The 22,887-nt window shown below is 35.5% G+C and carries 22 protein-coding genes and 1 other annotated feature; of the genes, 11 read left to right on the top strand and 11 right to left on the bottom strand.

Annotated features, from left to right (window positions below):
• Nucleotides 1–8: 8 nt before the first annotated feature.
• From ACXY7N_RS27830 to ACXY7N_RS27820, 3 genes are all read right to left on the bottom strand, one after another.
• Nucleotides 9–716 (bottom strand): DUF3169 family protein, encoded by a 708-nt coding sequence (locus tag ACXY7N_RS27830; protein ID WP_016085664.1) that lies wholly within the window; start codon nucleotides 714–716, stop codon nucleotides 9–11.
• The gene (locus tag ACXY7N_RS27825; RefSeq protein WP_016085663.1) at nucleotides 706–927 is read right to left on the bottom strand and encodes a helix-turn-helix transcriptional regulator; all 222 of its coding nucleotides are present in this window, start codon (nucleotides 925–927) and stop codon (nucleotides 706–708) included. Before ACXY7N_RS27825 ends, ACXY7N_RS27830 begins: the two co-directional genes overlap by 11 nt.
• Before the next feature lie 214 nt (nucleotides 928–1,141).
• Nucleotides 1,142–1,756 (bottom strand): DedA family protein, encoded by a 615-nt coding sequence (locus tag ACXY7N_RS27820; RefSeq protein WP_488592812.1) that lies wholly within the window; start codon nucleotides 1,754–1,756, stop codon nucleotides 1,142–1,144.
• 414 nt (nucleotides 1,757–2,170) lie between these two features.
• Between ACXY7N_RS27820 and ACXY7N_RS27815 the strand changes: the two genes are divergently transcribed.
• The 5 genes from ACXY7N_RS27815 to ACXY7N_RS27795 all read left to right on the top strand — a co-directional run bounded on the left by ACXY7N_RS27815 (nucleotide 2,171) and on the right by ACXY7N_RS27795 (nucleotide 6,597).
• On the top strand, nucleotides 2,171–2,614 hold the full coding sequence (locus tag ACXY7N_RS27815; protein ID WP_033659968.1) for a DUF3978 domain-containing protein: 444 nt from the start codon (nucleotides 2,171–2,173) through the stop codon (nucleotides 2,612–2,614).
• A 29-nt stretch (nucleotides 2,615–2,643) separates the two neighbouring features.
• Complete coding sequence (locus ACXY7N_RS27810) at nucleotides 2,644–3,105, top strand: L,D-transpeptidase (RefSeq protein ID WP_016085660.1); 462 nt, start codon at nucleotides 2,644–2,646, stop codon at nucleotides 3,103–3,105.
• Between the two features lie 364 nt (nucleotides 3,106–3,469).
• Nucleotides 3,470–4,135, top strand: a complete 666-nt coding sequence (locus ACXY7N_RS27805) for a response regulator transcription factor (protein WP_016085659.1) — start codon at nucleotides 3,470–3,472, stop codon at nucleotides 4,133–4,135.
• Nucleotides 4,113–5,555 (top strand): sensor histidine kinase, encoded by a 1,443-nt coding sequence (locus ACXY7N_RS27800; RefSeq protein WP_098591814.1) that lies wholly within the window; start codon nucleotides 4,113–4,115, stop codon nucleotides 5,553–5,555. The genes ACXY7N_RS27805 and ACXY7N_RS27800 overlap by 23 nt, the downstream gene beginning before the upstream one ends.
• 139 nt (nucleotides 5,556–5,694) lie before the next feature.
• On the top strand, nucleotides 5,695–6,597 hold the full coding sequence (locus ACXY7N_RS27795; RefSeq protein WP_016085657.1) for an EamA family transporter: 903 nt from the start codon (nucleotides 5,695–5,697) through the stop codon (nucleotides 6,595–6,597).
• 41 nt (nucleotides 6,598–6,638) lie between these two features.
• On the opposite strand, the gene metG is transcribed toward ACXY7N_RS27795, so the two are convergent.
• Nucleotides 6,639–8,273 (bottom strand): methionine--tRNA ligase, encoded by a 1,635-nt coding sequence (gene metG, locus ACXY7N_RS27790; protein ID WP_016085656.1) that lies wholly within the window; start codon nucleotides 8,271–8,273, stop codon nucleotides 6,639–6,641.
• A gap of 51 nt (nucleotides 8,274–8,324) precedes the next feature.
• Nucleotides 8,325–8,595, bottom strand: a binding site (T-box leader).
• A 114-nt stretch (nucleotides 8,596–8,709) separates the two neighbouring features.
• On the opposite strand from metG, the gene ACXY7N_RS27785 reads away from it, so the two are divergent.
• The 4 genes from ACXY7N_RS27785 (at nucleotide 8,710) to ACXY7N_RS27770 (ending at nucleotide 13,951) form a co-directional block, all read left to right on the top strand.
• Nucleotides 8,710–9,528, top strand: coding sequence for a class I SAM-dependent methyltransferase (locus tag ACXY7N_RS27785; RefSeq protein ID WP_033660218.1), 819 nt, complete (start codon nucleotides 8,710–8,712; stop codon nucleotides 9,526–9,528).
• Between the two features lie 412 nt (nucleotides 9,529–9,940).
• Nucleotides 9,941–11,635, top strand: coding sequence for a methyl-accepting chemotaxis protein (locus ACXY7N_RS27780; RefSeq protein ID WP_016085654.1), 1,695 nt, complete (start codon nucleotides 9,941–9,943; stop codon nucleotides 11,633–11,635).
• A gap of 189 nt (nucleotides 11,636–11,824) precedes the next feature.
• Nucleotides 11,825–13,516 carry a methyl-accepting chemotaxis protein gene (locus tag ACXY7N_RS27775; protein ID WP_016085653.1) on the top strand — a complete coding sequence of 564 codons (1,692 nt, stop codon included), beginning with the start codon at nucleotides 11,825–11,827 and terminating at the stop codon, nucleotides 13,514–13,516.
• A 117-nt stretch (nucleotides 13,517–13,633) separates the two neighbouring features.
• Nucleotides 13,634–13,951, top strand: coding sequence for a metal-sulfur cluster assembly factor (locus ACXY7N_RS27770; RefSeq protein WP_488592811.1), 318 nt, complete (start codon nucleotides 13,634–13,636; stop codon nucleotides 13,949–13,951).
• 192 nt (nucleotides 13,952–14,143) lie between these two features.
• Here ACXY7N_RS27770 and nprB read toward each other — a convergent pair whose 3' ends face one another.
• The 7 genes from nprB to ACXY7N_RS27735 all read right to left on the bottom strand — a co-directional run bounded on the left by nprB (nucleotide 14,144) and on the right by ACXY7N_RS27735 (nucleotide 20,163).
• Entirely contained in the window at nucleotides 14,144–15,793 is a 1,650-nt protein-coding gene (gene nprB / locus ACXY7N_RS27765; RefSeq protein WP_016085652.1) for a neutral protease NprB, read from the bottom strand.
• Between the two features lie 157 nt (nucleotides 15,794–15,950).
• Nucleotides 15,951–16,646, bottom strand: a complete 696-nt coding sequence (locus tag ACXY7N_RS27760) for a pirin family protein (protein ID WP_488592810.1) — start codon at nucleotides 16,644–16,646, stop codon at nucleotides 15,951–15,953.
• Between the two features lie 51 nt (nucleotides 16,647–16,697).
• Entirely contained in the window at nucleotides 16,698–17,108 is a 411-nt protein-coding gene (locus ACXY7N_RS27755) for a MarR family winged helix-turn-helix transcriptional regulator (RefSeq protein ID WP_016085650.1), read from the bottom strand.
• 112 nt (nucleotides 17,109–17,220) lie between these two features.
• Entirely contained in the window at nucleotides 17,221–17,655 is a 435-nt protein-coding gene (locus ACXY7N_RS27750; RefSeq protein WP_016085649.1) for a DUF3920 family protein, read from the bottom strand.
• Between the two features lie 136 nt (nucleotides 17,656–17,791).
• Nucleotides 17,792–18,385, bottom strand: coding sequence for an undecaprenyl phosphate transporter UptA (gene uptA, locus ACXY7N_RS27745; RefSeq protein WP_016085648.1), 594 nt, complete (start codon nucleotides 18,383–18,385; stop codon nucleotides 17,792–17,794).
• Nucleotides 18,386–18,465: 80 nt separating this feature from the next.
• A complete protein-coding gene (locus ACXY7N_RS27740) occupies nucleotides 18,466–19,665 on the bottom strand; it encodes a cation:proton antiporter (RefSeq protein ID WP_016135973.1) in 1,200 nt (399 codons plus the stop codon).
• A complete protein-coding gene (locus ACXY7N_RS27735) occupies nucleotides 19,666–20,163 on the bottom strand; it encodes a cation:proton antiporter regulatory subunit (RefSeq protein ID WP_001026069.1) in 498 nt (165 codons plus the stop codon).
• Nucleotides 20,164–20,573: 410 nt separating this feature from the next.
• Here ACXY7N_RS27735 and ACXY7N_RS27730 point away from each other — a divergent pair, with 410 nt between their 5' ends.
• A complete protein-coding gene (locus ACXY7N_RS27730) occupies nucleotides 20,574–22,007 on the top strand; it encodes an alanine/glycine:cation symporter family protein (protein WP_016135974.1) in 1,434 nt (477 codons plus the stop codon).
• Between the two features lie 292 nt (nucleotides 22,008–22,299).
• On the top strand, nucleotides 22,300–22,740 hold the full coding sequence (locus tag ACXY7N_RS27725; protein ID WP_001041891.1) for a Dps family protein: 441 nt from the start codon (nucleotides 22,300–22,302) through the stop codon (nucleotides 22,738–22,740).
• Nucleotides 22,741–22,887 lie beyond the last annotated feature (147 nt).

Raw genomic sequence — 22,887 nt, 5'->3', positions numbered from 1 at the left:
TTCTCCCCTTAATAAATCATTTTTCTTTGCATTTCGTACATGAATTTTCCAAGATGCAATATCCAAATAAATGAGATTAAGCCAATTAATACAAAATCGATATCGCTAGCTGCTGTATATATAACGGCTGCCCACCATACATATGCCAATATTGTATTCGTAAATTCATATGCTTTATATCCAGCCTCATACACAATATGTTTTAATCCTTCATCTGCGTTTTTCGTCCACATTTTCATAGATTCCATATACGTTACACCTTGTTCAGGATATAGCTTATTATAACGATTTTTTGTTATGAGCCCGATAATCACTACGATAGTTAAACAGACGATAGAAGCTACTAAATTCCACACTGCAAATGAAACATTTGTATCTTGTAACAGTGCACGTCTACATGTAATAACTGCATATACAAACCATGCCTGTGTAACTATATCACCTACACGTAAATATATACTTATAATGCCTAATTTTCTGCCTTGTACGCTCTCTTCCTCATCGCGTGCCTCCGCTAACATACGTGTATTCTTCCAAGTGTAATACATCATTAAGATTCCAAAAATAGTACATACACCTATAAATGTATTAGATGATAATTTTCTCGGTTCATCCGAGAGTAAATTTAAAGCTACATACGTTGTTAAAAAGCCACCCATCATGCTTAATGATATTTTCCCCACAAAATCAAATTGTTTTTTTCGTTTACTCTTCATCGTCCTCTTCCCCCTCCACTAACATAAATATTTCCTCCACCGGTACATTGAAAATGTGTGCGATTTTTAACGACAATACAATAGATGGCGCATAATCGCCGCGCTCAATTAAACTAATCGTTTGCCGTGATGATCCAATCGCTTTTCCTAAATCCCCTTGTGATAAACGATGCTTTGCTCGCAATTCCCTCACTCGATTTTGAAGCTTCATGTCTTCCCTCTTTTTCATTTATTTAATTAAAATTGTAAATAATATCCTTATATTTGTCAATTATAATTGTCATTTTGACGTTAATAATTGACAGAACAACCTATGAAGTTTTAAATGGGATGAACAAAAACGTATTAAAATAGATTGGAATATAAAATAAAAAGGCAGTGCTTTTGCACTACCTTCTAAATTCTGACATAGAATGGATTCCATATTAACTTGCGTTTTGTAAAAATGCTTGTTTTAACTGTTTGCGGAAACGAATGCCTAACGTAACTGCCACAATCACAATCACTCCAAAAATAATTTTACCAATATGACCTTCTAGCACTCCAAAGATGTCATGTAAATTTCCACCTAACCAATAACCACCGATTAAGAAGAATGATACCCAAAATAGAGCACCTGAGTAAATTGTAATCGCAAAACGACGGAATGGTAAGTTAATAATTCCTGCAAAGTATCCTGTAAAATGACGTACACCAGGAATAAAGAAACCGATAAAAATCAGGAAGTACCCATACTTATCAAACCACATTCTTGTTAAGTCGATTTTTCTTTGTGTTAAAAATACGTATTTCCCATACTTTTGAATAAAGGGCATACCTAATTTATTTCCTAAAAAGTATTGAATTGTCATTCCTACACTTGTCCCAATAAAAGATAGGATAATTAAAATCGGTAAGCTTAAATCGCCCTTCTGTGCTAAAAATCCCGCATATGCTAATGTTGGCTCTCCCGGAAACGGAAGTGCAATATATTCTAACAGCAAACCAACAAGTACAACATAGTACCCGTACTGCTGAAATAATTCATGAACCCATTCCATGTCATCGCTCCTTTCAATCACGTACAACTTCTTACTATTATTGTATAAAAAAATTGTCGAAATAACTATCACAATAGCTTACATTTTTATTACATTTTTGTAAGGCTCACACTAAGGTTTTCTGTTCTTTATTTGCTGCTATCCATTATCATTTTAAAATGAGCTAACAACTATATATCGTGCGAAGCAAAGGAATTAATATACATTTTTTATCCAGTTTTTAACACCTGAAAATCACCACATTTTGTTCTCAATAAAAAACCACCACAAACTCATATGAACTTCATATTAGCTTCATATATGTATTGTAAGATTATATCGGAATTTGTTGAAAAATTTAACTAATATATTACTAAGCATTAAATTGAATAAATATAAGTCGCTTTTCGAAATTGAAAAAAGGGTGAATAAGAAATGGAAGCTTATAAAATGCACGATTTTATTAATACAAATGTTGAATCTCATCAAAATGAAACCGTTTTTAATTTACACATATGTGAAACAAGTGAATTTGACGTAAGTTTAACAAAATCTACTACACTATCTTTTATCGTTTCAAAAAAGAACATTAAGATTGTCACGAAAAAATGGATTAATTCAAATCAAGAAAGCATGATTGGCAAAAGTTACATCATTCCAACGAAAGCTTTTCACTATTTCTTACCAATCATTTCTGAAAATGAAGATGAACTAAAGATTCAAGTTCAAAGCTTTGGACTACATGGTGAGCTTTTACTAAATGAAAGATTACTTATTGATAAAAACAACAAACACAATCCAAAGATTACTACCTTCTTTGAAACATTAGATGAAAATGTAAATAAAGCATTAAGAGGATTACAAATTCATTGTATGTAAGACTATTACAATAGTAAAAGGAGAATATAATGAAAAAACTATTATTAAGTGCCCTATTATCATTAGGATTTTTAACTATTCCATTCGCAAATGCGGAGGCAGCTACAACGAAAGACCAGCTTATCGTAGACACGCAGTTAAATAAAATGGATTATTATCAAAATGGAACATTCATCAAGAGTTTTACTGTCGCTACTGGCAAAGCAACTACACCTACGCCTAAAGGTACTTTTCAAATCGTTAATAAAATTAAAAACCGTCCTTATTATACAGGCAAAATTAAAGGCGGCGACCCACGTAATCCACTTGGTGATCGTTGGCTCGGATTAAACATGGCAGGAACTTACGGAACAACTTATGCGATTCACGGGACTAACAATAATCAGGCAATTGGCAAATGGACAACACTAGGTTGTATTCGTATGTATAACAATGATATACACTGGTTATTTGAGCGTATTCCCCAGCAAGCTACTGTCACTGTAAAATAACCTAAGAACACGATTTACGTGTAGCCAAGAATTTTATGTCTTGGCTTATTTTATTTATTCATTTACAGTAGCAAAACAACTGTATTTACATATATAATGGGAATAGATTGTGTTAAATGAAATTAAAACATTGATAAACATGGATATTAAAATTATACAGTTATAATATTTTATAAATTTTACAATACATACTATAATAGAATTACTGTAATTCTTAAATATTCAGTTTCGCTAAACAACTCCCCTTGCTACTTTCATGATTATTTTATGGCGGGGGCTTATTATATGTATAAACAATCTGAGTCATCCGAAAAATGATGAATTCGAATATTGCAGTAAAAAGCGTTATTTAGGAGGTGTTACTATGACGCATATACTGGTGATTGAAGACAACCCAGATATACAAGAACTTATTCGTGAATTTCTAATGGCACAAAATTTTACCGTTGATGTTGTTGGCGCTGGAACAGAAGGTATACTTCTTTTCCAAAAAAATTCATACGATCTTGTCCTCCTTGATGTGATGTTACCAGATATAGATGGCTATAGTATTTGTAAAATTATGCGAGGACAATCTGACGTACCAATCATTATGTTAACAGGCTTACATAATGAAGAAAGTGAAATTAAAGGATTTGAATTAGGTATTGATGACTATATTACGAAACCGTTCCATTACACCGTATTTATTAAACGTGTAGAAGCTGTATTAAGAAGGGCAGCAACGAAGGAAGCAGAGACTGCAACTATACTACAATTCCATGAATTGATGTTAAATTCTACAGCATATGCCGCTTATGTTCATGGTAATCAAATTGAATTGACAACAAAGGAATTTGAAATTATTTATACTTTACTGCAAAATCGAGGAAAAGTATTATCAAGAAGTGATTTGCTGAATAAGGTATGGGGCTATGAACATTATGGTGATGTAAGAGTTATAGATACACATATTAAAAACTTACGAAAAAAATTAGGAATTACTTATATTAAAACGGTGAAAGGCATTGGCTACAAAATCGAATCGTAGCAAAGACAACATCACCAAAAATATTTTCATCAAAACCTTATTATTTTGTATTCTTTTATCACTTTGTCTTTATCAAATCATTTACTTCTTAGCTTCAAACTACGATAAAGAACGTTTTGCGAAAGAAAATGGAACGCATACTACAGAACAAGCGGATTCAGATAAACGAAACGACCAAAGTAAAACGAATCAAAATAAAGCTGTATCACAGGGAGACATTTTTAATTTCCAATCTTCTATTATAGATTATAAAGCTCTCTCTACAGCTATCACTCACCTTTTGCAGCCTAGCCAAACTGCAAAAGCAAAAGAACATGCTCAAAATATTCCGGAAAAAAATAGCGCTTCTGCTCCACTTACAGAAACGGAAAAGCAAGTCGCTACTAATGATGCCTTACATAAACAAAATGCAGCCAGTAAAACAAATGATATACAGAATGATCCAAAATTAACAGATGCACTACAGCAGTTAGCTCCACATATTGGCGCAACAATGCTTGCACTATCTCTGCTCGGATCTTTAATTTATGCAAAACTAATTGCCAAACCTTTTCAATATATGAGTGATGCTTTAAAAGATATTATAAATCTTGATTTCTCAGATAAAAAGCTACTTAACAAAAATGCGGATCAAACAGATTTTAATTTGCAAGTAGCTGCTTCACAGGTCCCAAGTATAGTGAAGAATCTACATGCAAGCAATCAAGATTTAAGAAACGAACTCAAAAAGGAGCAACAATTAGAACAATCTCGTAAAGAATTTATGTCTATGGTTTCCCATGAATTAAAAACACCAATCGCAGCTGTTATGGGACAACTAGATGGCATGATTCACGGAATTGGAGCTTATAAAGATAGAGATAAATATTTAAAACGTTCTTATGAAATGATGCAAGACATTAACATATTAACGGAAAAAATGTCGGAATTATCCAAAATACAAAACCCTCAATTTAAACCTGATTTAAAAGTTATCTCATTAACCAATATTATTGAGGATGTTATGAAGAAAGTAGATTATTTCGTATCTGTAAAGCAATTAAATGTTCAATCTAACATTAAACAAGATGTAAAGGTTTTAGCAGATCCTAAATTTATTCAAACTGCTATTTTTAACATTATTTCAAATGCAATTCATTATACAATTGACCATCAGCATGTATATATAAAGCTTTATGAAAAGCCTAACGGTTACGCATTAGAAGTATTAAATACAGGTTCACAAATAGATGAAGATAAACTTGCCCATTTATTTGAGCCATTCTATCGCGCGAACCCTGACAAACATGGCTTAGTACAAGGTAGTGGTCTTGGGTTATACATTGTAAAACAAATACTAGATAAACATCAGTTTCCTTATGGGATACAAAACACACCTCAAGGTGTAAAATGTTCTATTGTATTCCCAAAAGCAATGTAAAAACCTACTACAATTTCATACCCCAAATTCATACTTCGTATGAGTGGCGGAATTTTGTAGAGTATCTTACTCTGTTTCGTTCGCCCGTTATCCTTATTTGGATAGCGGGCGTTTTTTATTATTTAAAAGGAGAATTTTCATGGAAAAATTTAAGTATTCATTACTCGTTTTATTCGGAGCTTGTAGCTACGGCGTACTTTCAACTATTTTCAAACTCGGATTCATTGATGGATTTTCAGCACATGAACTATTAGGAGGACAATATGTCTTCGGATGGATTGGGCTTCTTCTGCTCGTTCTTTTCGTTTCACGTCATAAAGTAACAAAAAAGCAATTCTTTTCATTATTAACAGTCGGCACAACGATGAGTATGACTGGTATTTTCTACGCTATTTCTGTAGAAGAACTACCGGCATCTATCGCTGTTGTCCTACTTTTCCAGTTCACATGGATTGGTGTAGTCATTGAAGCAATTGCAAATCGAACATTCCCAAGCCGTGAGAAGGTTATATCTATCATTATTTTATTTACTGGTACATTGTTTGCAGGCGGTGTCTTTGAAGGTCTCGGACAAAGCTTTTCTACGAAGGGTATTATCTTTGGTCTATTAGCCGCTGTCTCTTTTTCATTCTATGTTTTTGCAAGTGGGCGCGTTGCTACAGAAGTTCCACCTTATACGAAAAGCTTTCTTATGACGACAAGCGCTACTCTTATCGTATGCCTATTCTTCCCGCCAACCTTTTTAACGGATGGTGCCCTGCAAGCCGGTCTTTGGAAATACGCTTTCTTCCTCGGATTGTTCGGTGTTGTCGTACCTGTCATTTGTTTTTCAATTGGCGTACCGAAAGTAGGAACAGGACTTAGTACAATACTAGGAGCAGCTGAATTACCAACGGCCATTATCGCTTCTATTACACTTGTACATGAAGTCGTAACATTCATGCAGTGGATTGGGATACTCTTTATATTGCTTGGGATTTTTATTCCTCAGATGCTTACGGCTAGGAGAGGAAAAAAACCTAATCATGTGCATAGTGCATAACAAAAGACCTTTCATTTATTTGAAAGGTCTTTTTCCCTATCTCACTTTACCGCTCCATACAGCTTCTCTACCTCATGCTCAATTTGTTTTACATCAATTCGTTCAAATAGTGGCTGTACACTATCAATTCTATTCGGCAACGTATTTTGAGGTTCCCAATTTCGGTTCACAATCGATAATGTGTTTCTAACGCTTTCACTTGAAAATGGTAAAAACGGTTCAAGGAGATTTGCAAAATTAGCGATAAGATACACACAGTTATAAATCGTTTCTTCGCATGAAACTGGATCATCTTCTCGTTGTTTCCAAGGTTGTCTCTCATCAAAATATTTATTTGCAAAACGTACTGCATCAAATATTGTTTCTAGCGCCACCTTAAATGTAGTTTGCTCAATCGCCTCTCCTACATTTTTATATAATCCTTCTACTTTATCTTTCAGCTCTACATCAATACTTCCCTTCGGCAGGATACCACCATAATATTTTTCAATAAACTTTAATGTCCGGTTCACAAAGTTCCCGTATGCACCTAACAATTCACTATTATGACTGTAAATGAATTCACGCCATGAAAAGTCAGTGTCACGATTTTCTGGTGCATTGACTGTTAAAAAGTAACGAATAGAATCTGGATTATATCTTTCCAACATATCAGGTACCCATACTGCCCAGTTTTTACTTGTCGATAATTTTCTTTTTTCCACTGTTAAATATTCATTCGAAACGATATGACGAGGAATTGCTCCTTCTCCTATTCCAAGCAATACCGCTGGCCAAATGATGGAATGAAACGGAATATTATCCTTTCCGTGCACATAATATGTTTTCGCTTCTCTATCCCAGAACTCTTGATCATCTTTCCCTGTTTCTTCAGCCCAATGTTTACTCGCTGAATAATAGCCTGTCACTGCTTCAATCCATACGTAAATTTTCTTATCTTCATACCCTTCTACTGGAATTGTTACCCCAATTGATAAATCACGTGATACGGCCCTATCTAGTAACCCTTCCTTTACATATCTCTCTGTTAGTTGAATCGCATTGTCGCGCCATGTCCCTGTTTGTTTGGCGATTTCTACCGCCCTTTTAATTTGCTCCTGAAATGTATGCAATGCGAAATAAAAATGCTCTGTTTCCTGTACAGATGGCGTACTACCACATAACTTACATTTCTTTTCTAACAAATCGAGTGGATCTAAGATTGCTGAACAAGCATCACATTGATCTCCTCTTGCTGCTTCATGACAGTGCGGGCAAATTCCTTCTACATAACGATCTGGTAAAAACTGCGTACATGTTTCACAATATGCTTGTTCCACTGTTTTTTTATAAATATGGCCTTCTTCTAATAAACGTAAAAAAACTTTTTGAACCATTTCATGATGGTGCTCACTATCTGTACGTGTATAGCAATCATAAGTAAAACCAAGGCTACGAAAACATCGCTCAAACTCTTCATGATACTTATCAGCAATTTTCTTCGCCGTCACACCTTCTTGTTTTGCCCTAATTGCAATCGGTGTTCCATTACAATCACTTCCCGAAACATACAACACATTCTCACCTTTTGCCCGGTAATAACGTGCTAAAATATCTCCAGGTAACAAACTCGCAATATGTCCAAGATGTAACGAACCATTTGCATACGGCCAAGCGCCTCCAATAAAAATACTCATCTTACATTCCTCCTTTTAAATATAAAAAAGCCCCGCCCTTATCTTAAAAAAGATAAGGGCGGGGCTGTATAAACAGTCGCGGTACCACCTTATTTCGCCAATTACTCACATAATTAGCCTTAACAAGTACGGAGCTATATGCTCTTATACTGTGGTTTTGATAACGAGTACCAACTCTCGTCGCCGCCTACTATTATCATTTGATAAGTTCAGGACGAAGCTCAAAGGCCATTGTTCAAATGAATATTCTTGCTTCTTCTCAGCTACCGAAGCTCTCTGGAAAGAATGTGTTCATCCTACTTTTCCTTTTCAACGCTTTTACGTATAACAAGTATTGTACGACTTAATAACAGAAAAATCAAACTTTTATTCAGAAAGAAAAGGAAATCCCATCCTCTTGCCGAATAACTATACGTTCACAAAAGGAGTGATACGATTGAATCAAAAACAACTAAGCACACGTAATAAAAAAAGCTGGAATGCAGCTGCTTATGAAGCTTGGACGAATCGCCACGGGGCACCAGCCGATTACGCGAAAAAACTCATAAAAGATCCTATGCGCGAGGTAAATCACTATTTACCTTACATACAATCTCCAACAGGAAAACGCATTATTAATTTACTCGGGTCAAAAGGAAATAAAGCCGTTGCTCTCGCTCTTTTAGGAGCTGATGTAACAGTTGTTGATATTTCAGCAAGTAATGCAAAATATGCAAATGAACTTGCGGAAGCAGCAGGTGTCTCTATCCAGTATGTCGTTTCTGATGTATTACATGTCCAGCTATCCGAATCATTCGATATCGTATTGCTAGAACTTGGTGTACTCCATTACTTTCTAGATTTAAAACCGCTCTTTCAAAAAATTGCTACCTTACTTAAGCGAGATGGAATGCTTATTCTTCGTGACTATCATCCTGTTTACACGAAATTATTAGGAGTAGACCACCCATCATTTCGGGCCAATGGAAATTATTTCGATGAAGAATTGATTGAAGATGACGTTGCTTATAGCATCCTTCTTACAGAAGCACAGAAAGAATCGTTACCGAAAACAACCATCCGTCGCTGGACATTAGGAGAAATTATTACAGCACTCGCCGAAGAACATTTTAAAATCGAAAAACTAATTGAAGAACAGGGACCTCATCAAAAGTGGGTCTTCCCTTCTACTGCCCCAGAAGGAATTGAAGAAAGAATACCCGGTCTATATACATTAATTGCGACGAAATGCAAAAAAGGATCCCTTCACGGATAGGATCCTTTTTGCATGCTTACGCATATAAGTTGAGGTTGGAGATTACCATAATTCTGTAGAATAGGACACAAGATATTTCAACATTTCGTCTCTGACTTACGTCGTCAAAAAGGGGTATGACCAACATAACGAAGAGTAATGTTACAGTTGATACTGATAATCGTTATCAACTAATTAGAAGTATACATGATGTTATTTCAAATTACAATAGCCTTTCTCATTTTTATTTATGAATTTTTTGATATACAAATGTATACATTTTAAGAACATTTACTCATATCAATCTGCCATCTTCCATTATCTGCTATACTTTTCATTGAACAGATTAATAACTTCATAATAATGTTTTTTATTAATTTCGTTCTTAATATTAATAAATCATAATAAACAGTTTTTAAAGGTAGGGGTAACTATGAAGTATGTTAGTATTCGAAAAAAACTACTGTTCACACTCTTAAGTATTTGTTCCTTATTTAGCATTGCTCTTATTGTTATTCTTTCATTCGCCATGAACCAAGCAAATGAAGTCGAAACATTAAAAAATGATGTATCAAAAAGAGCCACCATTTTAAAAGAACGTGGCGATTGGTTCCAAGCACAAGTTGCTGGTTTACAAGAATATTTACTGTCACATGATCAAAAAGGATTGGATAAGTTCAACCGAGAAGGAAAAAAACTAGCTGATACTAGAGAGAAAGTAACAAGTGATAAAAAACTCCCAGAAGGAATGAAAGAAGCCATTTTAATGGGAGGGAAGTGGCGAAGCGTCATAGATAATGAAGTCCTCCCTCTCGCTCGTGAAGGAAAATGGGACGAAGCATCCAAAATCGCTTTAGCTCAAACCGATTATGTAAATGATCTTTTAGGTCGTTTTACTAAATATACAAATGAAGAAAATGATAAACGTGATGCATTAATTGCTGACGTAGAGTCTTCCTCATCTCTTATTCAATATATTATTTTCTTCTCACTCATTACATGTACAGTAACGTCTATTTTATTAGCATGGTGGTTCTCTGGTAAACTCGTTAAACCGATACGACAAATTGATGAGAAATTAAAAGAATTAGCTTCTCAAGATGGCGATTTAACTGCTAGATTGCACGTAACGAGTAAAGATGAGATTGGTGATATCGCCAATTCCTTTAATCAAATGCTCACTAACTTACAACGTATCATAAAACAAGTTCAACAAACATCAACAGATGTAAAAGAAGCGTCTGAAAATGTGTTTATCGAAACAACTGCTTCTATGGAAAATAGTGCAAAAACCCAAGAAACTATGAATGTTCTCGAGCATAATATTCGTTCACAAGTTTCCAGCATCGAAGAAAGTTCAACTGCAATGGATGATATGACAACGAGTGTTCAGCGTATTGCAGAATCTGCCTCTTCTGTTGCTAGCCTAGCTGTTACAACTTCAGAAAAAGCAGATGATGGGAATAAAGTCATTGAGAAATCTATTACGCAAATGCATACCATTAACGAAGCTGTTAACGCTACATCACAAGTAGTAGAGCGACTCATTACACATACAAATCATATTGATACTGCACTTCAATCCATTTCTAATATCGCGGAACAAACGAATTTACTTGCTTTAAATGCTTCCATTGAAGCAGCCCGTGCTGGGGAACATGGAAAAGGCTTCGCTGTTGTTGCCGATGAAGTACGAAAACTTGCTGAACAATCTCAGCTAGCAGCAACTGACATTAACCATTTACTTCATCAAATTCAAGCAGATACAAAAATAGCAAATGAAATGATGGCGCAAGGTCAGTCAGAGGCTTCTGAAGGAATTACAGTCATTCGTACCGCTGGATCTTCATTCTCAGAAATTGTTAACCACATTAACAAAGTCTCTACACAAATGCAAGAAATGTCTGCAACTGCTGAAGAAATGGCCGCAAGTTCCGAAGAAATGAATGCAGCTTTAAATAACATCGCTTCTATTTCAAATGAGGTTGCCGCCGAAACATCACAAACAGCAACTTCATCTGGTGACCAAGTAAACAAAATGGGTGTCGTTGCTAAAAAAGCGTCTGAAATGAAAACGACTGTACAAGAACTTGAAGTTCTCGTTTCTCATTTCAAAACACACGCTTAAAGTGAAAAAAGAGAGATTTACAGTCTCTCTTTTTTCACTTTAAAATATCTCTTTCTATCTCTCATTCCGTCTGCTATAATTCCTAAAGGAAAGAAGAAAGCTTTGTTCCAGATGGAGTAAAGCTTTCTTTCAATTTTTTAAATTTATTAATTCTAATACTAAGATTTCACAAAGGAGGCTTTTTATCATATGAATTTTATTAGCATTCGAAAAAAACTTATGTTCATGATGGGAACGATTTGCGCTTTATTTGGAATCGCCTTAGCTTTTATTTTATTTTTTGCTATTGACCAATCTCGTAAAGCTGAAGCTTTACAAAAAGAAATTTCTCCCCTTGCAACAGAATTGAAAGAACGTGGAGACGCTTATCAAGTACAACTTTCTGCTTTAAGAGGTTATTTATTACAGCATGATCAAGTCGAATTAGACAAGTTTAATGAGATGAGTAAACGTCTGGAGGATTCAAAAGATAAACTTCTTTCTAATCCAAATATTTCTCAATCTGTGAAAAATACAATGGAATCAGGATCAACTTGGAGAAAATTTATTGAAGAAAAAGTTTTCACTCTTGCCAAAGAACAAAAGTGGGAAGAGGCTTTACAAGTAGCTTATGCAGAAAATGGTACTGTTTATAAAGTAATTGGTGACTTCACAAATTACAGTAATGAACAAGCTAAGTTACGTGATCAATCTATCGAAAAAATTGATCAATCTTCACTACAAATTGAATATGTTATCTTCTTATCACTTGTTATTTGTATTATCGTAGCTATCATTCTTGCATGGTGGTTCTCTGGTAAACTTGTAAAACCAATTCAACAAATTGATAGTAAACTAAAAGAATTATCATCTCAAGAAGGTGACTTAACAGCCCGCCTACAAGTAAATAGTAATGATGAAATTGGTACGATTGCAACATCATTTAATAAAATGTTAGAAAACCTACAACATATCATCAATCGTGTTCAAAAAACATCTGTGGAAGTACAAGATGCTTCTGAAAATATGCTAGAAAAGACGAATATATCACGCGAGGCAACAATAAAAGTTCAAAGCTCGATGTCCAACTTAAATGCAAGTATTCAATCGCAAGCCTCTAGTATGGAAGAAAGCTCAACTGCAATGGACGATATGACAGTAAGTGTTCAGCGTATTGCTGAATCTGCTTCATCTGTAACTGAACTTGCTGTAGCTACATCTGAACAAGCTAACGATGGAAGTACTGTTATTCAAAAATCTGTTTTACAAATGACAACGATACACGACGCTGTAAATGCTACGTCAGAAGTGGTCGAACGTCTAATCACACATACAAAATATATTGATACAGCTGTACAATCTATTTCTAATATCGCAGAACAAACCAACTTACTTGCTTTAAATGCATCTATCGAAGCAGCCCGTGCTGGCGAGCAAGGAAAAGGTTTTGCTGTCGTAGCTGACGAAGTTCGAAAACTTGCTGAACAATCTAAAACAGCGGCAACAGATATTAACCAATTACTACATCAAATTCAACAAGATACTGAAACTGCGAATTCCATGATGTCCCAAGGCCGTTCTGAAGCATTTGAAGGCATTACTGTCATTCGTGAAGCTGGCAATTCCTTCACAACGATTGTCGAACAAGTAAATAAAGTATCTACTCAAATGCAAGACATCTCAGCAACTGCTGAAGAAATGGCTGCAAGCGCTGAAGAAATGAACGCTTCGCTTAATAACATCGCTTCTATTTCAACTGAAGTATCTAGCGAAACAGCAGCTACAGCACAATCTGCTGAGAAGAAAGTCACTACTATGAATGAAATGACCGTAACTGCAAGACAAATGAAACAAACAGTTGCAGAATTAGATCAACTCGTATCTCATTTCAAAACTGAATAGCTTTCAAAAAATATCCCTTTCCCAAAAGGGATATTTTTTTGAGCTCATTTCCTGCACATTATACACATTTCCGTTATAATGAGAATCGATATCATTAATGTGTAGGAGGTGCTACTTATGTCACAAGAAGCATTTGAAAATAAATTATATGCCAATTTAGAAGCTGTTATCGATCCTGAGCTAGGTGTTGATATTGTTAATCTCGGATTAGTTTACGATGTTACAGCAGATGAAAATAACAATGCTGTCATTACGATCACGATGACTTCTATCGGCTGTCCAATGGCTGGGCAAATTGTATCAGACGTTAAAAAAGTATTATCAACGAACGTACCTGAAGTCAATGAAATAGAAGTAAATGTCGTTTGGAATCCACCCTGGTCTAAAGAACGCATGTCACGTATGGCGAAAATCGCATTAGGTATTCGTGACTAAATAAAGTGAAACTTTAATCAGTGGGGGTCTTCATCCCCCACTGATTATCAGCCCTCACCAATCGGGCTTTTATGGGCAGTTGATCCACCACCTAACTTCTTTGCTTTCGCTGAATTTTGAGGTGGGGGTCTTACTGCCCATTAAAGCGGGATAAAGAAAGACCTGACATCCTAGTCAGGTCTTTTTCTTTTATTATTTTATGCCTACTGCATCATAAGCTTTCGTTACAGCTTGTACAGCTTTAGAGTTTTTACCATATAAATCTTCAGCTGACTGAAGAGCTGCTTGACGCATCATCTTAAAGTCAGAGTTTGCAGTTAAATATTTCGTAAGAGCACGGTAATAAATTTTTTCTGTCGCTTCACGGCCTACTCCAGCTACTTTCACGCCGTAATGCTCTCCGCCATCAGATACTAAATATGCAGCTTTATTATTAATACTACTGTTAATATGAACGCCACCATTATCAGCTGCTCCAGTGTAGCGTTTATTGTAATGATCTGGGTAACCTTCACCTGGTTTTAATGGGTTTGGAATAGATGCTGGATCTTTCAGAGAACGAAGTGCATCACCAGGTTTTCCAGGTGTATAAATGTCAGCACCTAAATCCCAACTCTTCTTCTCAACCATGACACCCATAATATCAGATAACGATTCATTTAACGCGCCTGACTCATTTTTATAAACAAGATTTGCTGTATGCTCAGTTACAGCATGCGTTAATTCGTGACCGATAACATCTAGGCCAGCAGATAATGGAATAAATGTCTTGCCATCTCCATCACCGTACATCATCTGAATACCGTTCCAAGCTGCGTTATTCCAGCTCTCCCCTACGTGAACAGAAGAAATAAGCTTCGCACCTTTATCATCGAAAGAGTTACGGTTAAATGTCTTTTTGTAGTAATCGTATACTTTTCCTGCATTTACATGCGCATCAACCGCTGCTTTGTCATCAAAAAACTTATTTTTACTTTCTACTTCGACACCTGTATATCCAAACCATTGTGAGAACATATTAAACCAGTTTTCATCCATATTCTCTGCATCAAATGTATGAACACCTTGTCCACGCTTACCATCAAATAAATGGAATGCTCCTGTCTTCTCATTTTGAGCAATTTCAAATGATTGTCTATTTCCTAATACTCCGTAACCAAATCCTGTAATGTTATCTACAGCATTATATTTCTCAATCACATTTCCATTTGTTGCATCAACAAAGTAATGCCAATAGCCTGGAGCTGGTTTTGAAATCGATGCCTTAACTAAGTATGCAAGATAGTAGTTTCCATCTTTTTCATACACAAATAAATCTTTTTTCACACCGTCATAATTCTTTACTTCTCCAATTTCTTTCTGAATATCTGCCTTTGCAATCGTTTCTGCTTGTTCTGCACTAATGCTTGCAAATGCAGGAATATTTTTATTCTCTAAATTCGGAATAACTTGTCCGAAGAATGCTTTTACATTATTCTCTTTATCTAGTGTAACAGTTTGGTCTGAACCGTACACAGGAATGTTATTATGTTTCTCAACTAACTTCACATGTGTCGTACCAGATTCAGCATCTTTTTCTTCCCCAACGACATTGAAGTGCTTATCAATGTTTCCTGCTAATTTAAACATATCTTTCTTACTCTCTAAGTATTGAAAGACCGTCTCTTTTTTATCTAGTCCTTCCGGTGCTTTCCATTCTTCACCTATGTATGCAGGTGTTTTAAATTCTTGATGATATTGAATTTTTTGTTCTTCCGCTTTCGTTGTCGTTGCTCCAAACGTTCCAAATCCCCCGGCGATAACAGTTAACGCTAATGCTGATGAAATGACTTGCTTTTTCACTATAACATTCCCCATTCCCATAAAGATTTTTGACACTTTTATAAAATTCTGAATCTTTAACCAAATACCTCTTTCGAAAAATTGAGAAACATTTTTCAGATAATTCCATTCAAAAAGAGGACACCCTATCAGGTGTCCTCTTTTTATAAACATTTTGTTATTTTTTTAACTCAATTGCTAAAAAGTGTGATTGCTCTTTCGCTTCAATATGAATATCTTCTTCAATCGCTTCTGCCGCATCGCGCATAACAAGTGTCTCACCATTTATTACACTACTTCCTTCAATTTGAACAAGGTATAATTGACGACCTTCTTTCACTGGAAAATGAATTTCTTTTCCAGCTTCTAACGATAAAGAATATAAATTCGCATCTTGGTGAATTTGAATTGGTGCCTCTCCTTCTAATGGAGATACCATATGGAACCACTCATTTTCACGCTTTCTCCAATCAAATTTAAACTCACCATAGTTTGGCTTATGATCCGCACGATCCGGTAAAATCCAAATTTGTAATAAACGCAATGTCTCATTTCCTAAATTATGCTCACTATGAAATACACCTGTACCAGCACTCATATATTGAACATGACCACGCTCAATTGTTCCGCGATTCCCCATGCTATCTTCATGTGTTAAAGCACCCTCTACAACGTACGAAATGATTTCCATATCGCGGTGCGGATGCATATCAAAACCAGTTTGTGCCGCTACTAGGTCATCATTAATAACACGTAATGCTCCAAAGCTCATGTTATTTGGATTATAGTAATTAGCAAAGGAAAAATGAAAATGTGTATTTAACCAACCGTGATTTGCTCTGCCCATATTTTTATGATCAACTTTTCTAAACATATCCTTCACCTCATATTATCTCGAATTCAAGATTTATTTTAAAATTTTTTCTTACTGTAATTTTTTTAGTAATTGTAATAATTGCTGTTGTTCTTCTATATTTAATTTATGAAACTGCTCCGCTTGGAACGTTTCCTGGGGCGGGACGATCTCCTCATATAAAGCTCTTCCCTTTTCTGTTAACGAAATATATTTCGTAGTACCTTCTTGTTCACGACCAATCCACTCCAGCTGCTCCATTTTATTTAAAAGCTGCGTGACATTTCCTTTCGTAACAAATAGCTTATTTCCAAGCTCTTGCTGCGTTAAACGATTATGTCCCCCAACTTGAGCTAGTACATCAAACTGAGCGGCAGATACATTCCACTTTTTCAAATGCTGATTCGTCTCACGAATACTCTTGTTATAAAAACGTGATAAACGAAACCATAATAGTAATCCGAGTCTATCTTCTGTTTTCATTTCATCACCTCGCTCGTTTCATACCATTAGTTTAGAACTAAACTTTATAAAAGTCAATCGCTTATTTTTAGTAAGCAATAAAGAAAGCACAGCGCCATTTCTCCACTATGCTTTACATCAACTTTCTATTTTTATATTCATCTAATTTCCTCTCCGCGAACTTCCTCGCATCTTTCTCAATCCATCTATCTTCGTACAATTCACTTCCAACATACAATACTTCTCTCTTATGCTGCATCGCATGGCGAAATTCATGCAGTAGAGTTTTGAGCACTTGCTCATACTCTTCCCACATACAAACAAAAATTAATTGTTTGTCTTTATGATAAAAACCACCTATTGGGAATAGAAACTCTTCCTCTTCTTCTCCTAATGATAGAAGTACATGATTTGCATCGCACGTATCACAAAAAATAACTGGCGTTTTACATACTTCAATAAGTGAAAACAAATCATCTCTAAGTCTTTTGACATCCCAAGGAAGCTCCGAATCCAACACATACCAATTCTCCACCTGTTGATATACATTTTGAAACTGGAGTTCCATTTCTCTTTATTCCCCTTTCCAAACTCCCTTTTCCTATATGTATGCCACAATATGTAAAATATTAAACCCACTCTTTCCCCTTTCGAAAAATGACAATAAAAAAGAATCTATATCAGCATAGATTCCTTTTACGTAATCACCTTTTTTTCATCACTTTTTTTAATACAAAGTAACCAATTGCACAAACAATTGCAGCAAGTGCAAAGTATTTCACATATGGCCCCGCTACTTTATTAATACTTTCCCACTCTGTTCCTAATTTAAAACCTAAATATACAAATACAATTGACCATGGAATAACAGCTAATGTAGTTAGCGTAATAAACTTAGCATGTGACATTTTTGCAATACCCGCTGGTATCGAAATAGCATGACGCACAACAGGAATAAAACGCGCTGTAAAAATAACACCAGTTCCGTAACGATTAAACCACGCTTCAGCATAATCAATATGTTTCTTCTGAATCAAAATATATTTTCCATATCGCTCAAGAACAGGTCTTCCTCCGTATCGACCGATCCAATAAATGAATAGCTGTGCGATTACACCACCAATTGTACCGAACGCGACAGCGCCCCAAAATGTAATACTTCCGGTTGATACTAAATAGCCTGCATAAGATAATACGATTTCACTCGGAATAACCTCTAGCATTAATCCAAGCATAATTCCCCAATAACCAAGTCCTTCTAGAAAAACTAAAACGGAATGAATCAACTCTCCTAACATGATGTACCTCTCTTTACTGTTTTCATTGCAAAAATAAAAGTACAAGCAGGAAATATCTTGTACTTTTATTTTCAAAAAATTTATCTAGTCTTCGTATCCCACTTAAAGATTTTATTTAAAAATTTATATACATTCTTTGACTCTTTCGTCAGAAGTGGACCTAAGATGGATAGTATAAGCACGTATAGTGCTGAGAATGGTTTCAATACTGACATTAAACCACCTGCGATACCGATATTGGCCATAATGATGGAAAATTCTCCTCTTGAAACGATTGTTAATCCAATATTTGTTGACGCTTTATGAGATAATCCAGCTTGTCGCCCTGCAATCATCCCTGCAACAAAGTTCCCGATGATTGTTAGAAGGACAGCACCTAACGTTAACCATATCGCTCCGCCTAATGAAAACGGATCTATACTTAATCCGAAACTGAAGAAGAAAATGGCTCCGAAGAAATCTCTAAATGGAACAACGAGATGTTCAATTCTGTCACTATGCTCTGTCTCAGAGAAAACTAACCCTAAAAGAAGTGCTCCGATTGCTTCTGCAACGTGAATTGTTTCCGAGAAACCGGCAATAAAGAATAACGAAGCGAATACTACAATAATGAAAATTTCATCTGAACTAATATTGAGCAATTTATTTAATAACGGCGTTGCCTTTCTAGCCACAATAAAGAATAGAAGCATGTATCCTAAAGCAATTCCAATTGAAGTAAGGGCACCTAAGAAGGAAGCGTGATCCCCTAGAACTAAACCAGAAACGACTGATAAATATACAGCAAGGAATATATCTTCAAACATAATAATTCCTAAAATTAATTCGGTTTCATTATTACCAGTTCTTCTTAAATCAACTAACACTTTTGCAACGATAGCACTAGAAGAAATCGTAATAATACCCGCAATAATTAAGATTTCTAGTAAAGGGAATCCCATTATAAATCCGTATAATAATCCAAGTGAAAAGTTAATTAAAATATAGATTGTTCCGCCAATCGCAATAGAACGTCCCGATTTAATTAGTTTTTTCATCGAAAATTCTAGTCCTAGATAGAACAGAAGGAACAGAACCCCAATCCGTCCAAGGAAGGAAATTACACTTGCACTTTCAATAAACTTGAGATCGATAACACCTATTGTCGGCGCATGTGGCCCCACTAACATCCCAAGAACAATTAGAAACGGAATTACTGAGAATTTAAACTTTCCAGCAATTACTGCCGCAATTGCAACTAATACTAACGCTGTACCAACTTCAAAAATTAACGTATCCATCTAGTCAGTCCCCCTATTCGAAAGTAACTCATTAATAATTTTTTTAATTTCTTCTCTCTCACCAGAAACTACAAGCATATCGCCTTCTTCAATTACCGTTTCTGGTCCTGGATTAAATAGCTTTTTCATATTCTTTTTCATAACTGCAATGATTGTTACGCTATATGTTTTTCTTATTTCAAGATCACCGATTGTTTTTCCGATTGCTGGAGCTGCATTCTCTACTTTAAACCACTCAATCGCTAAACCTTCAAAGACCATTTCAACATTTTCTAATGCTCTAGGCTTATACACCATTCCACCTAATATTGCTGCAATTTGTCTTGCCTCTGAGTCGCGTAATGAAATACTTGAGATACTTTCTTCATGGTCTGAATCAAAATGATACATTTCTCTACGCCCGTCATCATGAATGACAATTACCATCTTTTCGTTACCTTTCGTAACGATTTGAAATTTGTAACCAATACCCGGAAGTTCACTTTCTCTAATATTCATATTTAGCTCCTCCACAACATTTTATATTTGAATTTTCTGTTTTTCTGTCTTTTGTTCATCCAATTAACTTTAGAAATTCTAACCATTCAGGATACCTGTGATTTGGAAATCTTTTATTGTAATAATAAGTGGCTCCCAAAAAGATACTTAAAGATGTAATGATAAAAAATATATTACTTCTCATTTTCAAACTCTTAAGGCTTACTTTCAATAAAGATTCTTCTTTCAAATTATCCCCTCTTTCTCGTTTTACATTTAGTTTTTTAAAATGTAAATAATTCTAAAAATATTACGATGTAACATAATCATAACACAAAACGCATTTAAGTAACATAATTTTTTAGAAAAATTGATTCTCGTATATTTTTTGCATATAATTTTCTTATTACGGAAAAAAGGAAGTGTATTATATGGTTGATATCTTTAGCAGATTCCTTGAGGTAACGAATAATATTTTATGGTCATATATTCTTATTGCAATGCTAATCGGCTTCGGTCTTTATTTCTCTTTTAAATTGAAGTTTGTCCAAATTACTCATTTCGGTGAGATGGTCGGTTTAATTAGTAAAGGGTTTAATCGAAAAGAAAAAAAGAAAGATAGCATCTCTCCATTCCAAGCATTTTGCCTAAGTGCAGCAGCACGTATCGGTATCGGGAACTTAGCTGGTGTAGCACTAGCCATTTCAATGGGTGGACCTGGCGCAATATTTTGGATGTGGTTTATCGCTATTCTCGGAGCAGCTACTAGTTTCGTAGAATGTACGCTCGCACAAATTTATAAAGTAAAAGATGGAAGCAGATTCCGTGGTGGTCCAGCATATTACATGGAAAAAGGATTAAATAAACGCTGGATGGGTGTTTGGTTTTCACTTCTTATTACAGTTGCGTACGGATTAATTTTCAATTCTGTACAAGCAAACACAGTAACAATAGCATTTGAAAATGCATTTGGACTAGAGCGAACGATCGTAGGAGCTCTATTAGCTTTATTAGTTGCAGTTATTATTTTCGGTGGTATCAAGAGCATTTCACGTATTACAGAAATGATTGTTCCTCCAATGGCAATTATTTATATTGGTGTGGCAATTTTTGTTGTTATTAACAACTTCACTATGTTACCAAGCATTTTTACGGAAATATTTAACAGCGCATTTGGTTTAGACCAAGCCGTCGCTGGTGGTATTGGAGCAGCAATCAAGTTCGGAATTCAGCGCGGTTTATTCGCGACAGAAGCAGGTATGGGTAGCTCTCCTAACGCAGCAGCAACATCAGATGTATCTCACCCTGTCAAACAAGGACTTGTTCAAGCATTAGGTGTTTTCGTAGATACATTCTTAGTATGTACATCAACAGCGTTTATCGTATTATGTTCTGGACTTTACAAAGGATCGAATTTAGAAGGTATTGAACTAACACAACAAGCATTAAGTTCACAAATTGGACCGTGGGCAAGCACTTTCTTAGCGATTATTATTTTCCTATTCGCTTTCAGCTCTTTACTAGGAAACTACTATTATGGTGAAACGAATATCGCATTCATTAAAGAAAGCAAAACATGGTTAATGATTTATCGCATTGCAGTTGTCGGAATGGTATTCTTCGGATCAATCGCTGCCCTTAAAACAGTTTGGAGTTTAGCTGATTTATTCATGGGACTAATGGTATTCACAAACTTAATTGCCATCTCATTCCTAAGCAAATTCGCTTACGCAGCATTAGTAGACTATATTAAGCAAAAGAAACAAGGAAAAGATCCTGTTTTCGTTGCAAGTTCTATCCCTGGCTTACAGAATACAGAGTGCTGGGATGGACAGGATGTAGAAGAGAATAAAAAAGCGGTATAATAATTAAAAGCGAAAGTGGCTCGTTTAGAATCGCAGGACATTGGAGCTCTCGATTTTGAAGCGCTTGTTGCTTCGAGCGAGAGAGCGAAATGACCGGAGATTCTAGCCACTGGAGCTATATATAAATAAGAATCCCTATTACTTCACAGTAATAGGGATTTTTATATACAACAGTTCATAATTTGTTCAAATTAATTCCAGCAAAAGGGTTGATTTATACGAATTACTAGATTATAATAATTATAAATTAGTAATTGATATAACATAACAACTCAAAAGGAGATTGATCATAATGAACAAACAAGTAATCGAAGTATTAAACAAACAAGTAGCAGACTGGAGCGTTTTATTCACAAAACTACACAACTTCCATTGGTACGTAAAAGGACCCCAATTCTTCACATTACACGAGAAATTCGAAGAACTTTACACAGAATCAGCTACTCACATCGACGAAATTGCAGAACGTATTTTAGCAATTGGCGGTAAACCAGTAGCAACAATGAAAGAATACCTAGAAATATCTTCTATTCAAGAAGCAGCTTACGGAGAAACTGCAGAAGGGATGGTCGAAGCAATCATGAAAGACTACCAAATGATGCTAGTCGAACTGAAAAAAGGCATGGAAATCGCTCAAGACTCTGACGACGAAATGACATCTGACCTACTACTAGGCATCTACACAGAACTAGAAAAACACGCTTGGATGCTACGCGCATTCTTGAATCAATAATACTTAAAAGCGAAAGCGGCTCGTTCAGAACAGGAGGGTGTTGGAACTCCTGATTACGAGGCGCTTTTTGCCTCGAATGAAGGAGTGAAACAACCGACTGTTCTAGCCGCTGGAGCTGGATATCATTAAAAGCGGAAGCGGCTCGTT

It is taken from the genome of Bacillus sp. 5w2 (assembly GCF_054353775.1).
Note: the sequence above shows the minus strand (reverse complement) of the source record. Positions and strands in the feature narration are given on the sequence as shown.

Bases quoted from the DNA above. Each gene is read 5' to 3' on its own strand.
- ACXY7N_RS27830 (WP_016085664.1), bottom strand. From the start codon at position 716: ATGAAGAGTAAACGAAAAAAACAATTTGATTTTGTGGGGAAAATATCA.
- ACXY7N_RS27825 (WP_016085663.1), bottom strand. From the start codon at position 927: ATGAAGCTTCAAAATCGAGTGAGGGAATTGCGAGCAAAGCATCGTTTA.
- ACXY7N_RS27820 (WP_488592812.1), bottom strand. From the start codon at position 1,756: ATGGAATGGGTTCATGAATTATTTCAGCAGTACGGGTACTATGTTGTA.
- ACXY7N_RS27815 (WP_033659968.1), top strand. From the start codon at position 2,171: ATGGAAGCTTATAAAATGCACGATTTTATTAATACAAATGTTGAATCT.
- ACXY7N_RS27810 (WP_016085660.1), top strand. From the start codon at position 2,644: ATGAAAAAACTATTATTAAGTGCCCTATTATCATTAGGATTTTTAACT.
- ACXY7N_RS27805 (WP_016085659.1), top strand. From the start codon at position 3,470: ATGACGCATATACTGGTGATTGAAGACAACCCAGATATACAAGAACTT.
- ACXY7N_RS27795 (WP_016085657.1), top strand. From the start codon at position 5,695: ATGGAAAAATTTAAGTATTCATTACTCGTTTTATTCGGAGCTTGTAGC.
- metG (WP_016085656.1), bottom strand. From the start codon at position 8,273: ATGAGTATTTTTATTGGAGGCGCTTGGCCGTATGCAAATGGTTCGTTA.
- ACXY7N_RS27780 (WP_016085654.1), top strand. From the start codon at position 9,941: ATGAAGTATGTTAGTATTCGAAAAAAACTACTGTTCACACTCTTAAGT.
- ACXY7N_RS27775 (WP_016085653.1), top strand. From the start codon at position 11,825: ATGAATTTTATTAGCATTCGAAAAAAACTTATGTTCATGATGGGAACG.
- ACXY7N_RS27770 (WP_488592811.1), top strand. From the start codon at position 13,634: ATGTCACAAGAAGCATTTGAAAATAAATTATATGCCAATTTAGAAGCT.
- ACXY7N_RS27760 (WP_488592810.1), bottom strand. From the start codon at position 16,646: ATGTTTAGAAAAGTTGATCATAAAAATATGGGCAGAGCAAATCACGGT.
- ACXY7N_RS27755 (WP_016085650.1), bottom strand. From the start codon at position 17,108: ATGAAAACAGAAGATAGACTCGGATTACTATTATGGTTTCGTTTATCA.
- ACXY7N_RS27750 (WP_016085649.1), bottom strand. From the start codon at position 17,655: ATGGAACTCCAGTTTCAAAATGTATATCAACAGGTGGAGAATTGGTAT.
- uptA (WP_016085648.1), bottom strand. From the start codon at position 18,385: ATGTTAGGAGAGTTGATTCATTCCGTTTTAGTTTTTCTAGAAGGACTT.
- ACXY7N_RS27740 (WP_016135973.1), bottom strand. From the start codon at position 19,665: ATGGATACGTTAATTTTTGAAGTTGGTACAGCGTTAGTATTAGTTGCA.
- ACXY7N_RS27735 (WP_001026069.1), bottom strand. From the start codon at position 20,163: ATGAATATTAGAGAAAGTGAACTTCCGGGTATTGGTTACAAATTTCAA.
- ACXY7N_RS27730 (WP_016135974.1), top strand. From the start codon at position 20,574: ATGGTTGATATCTTTAGCAGATTCCTTGAGGTAACGAATAATATTTTA.
- ACXY7N_RS27725 (WP_001041891.1), top strand. From the start codon at position 22,300: ATGAACAAACAAGTAATCGAAGTATTAAACAAACAAGTAGCAGACTGG.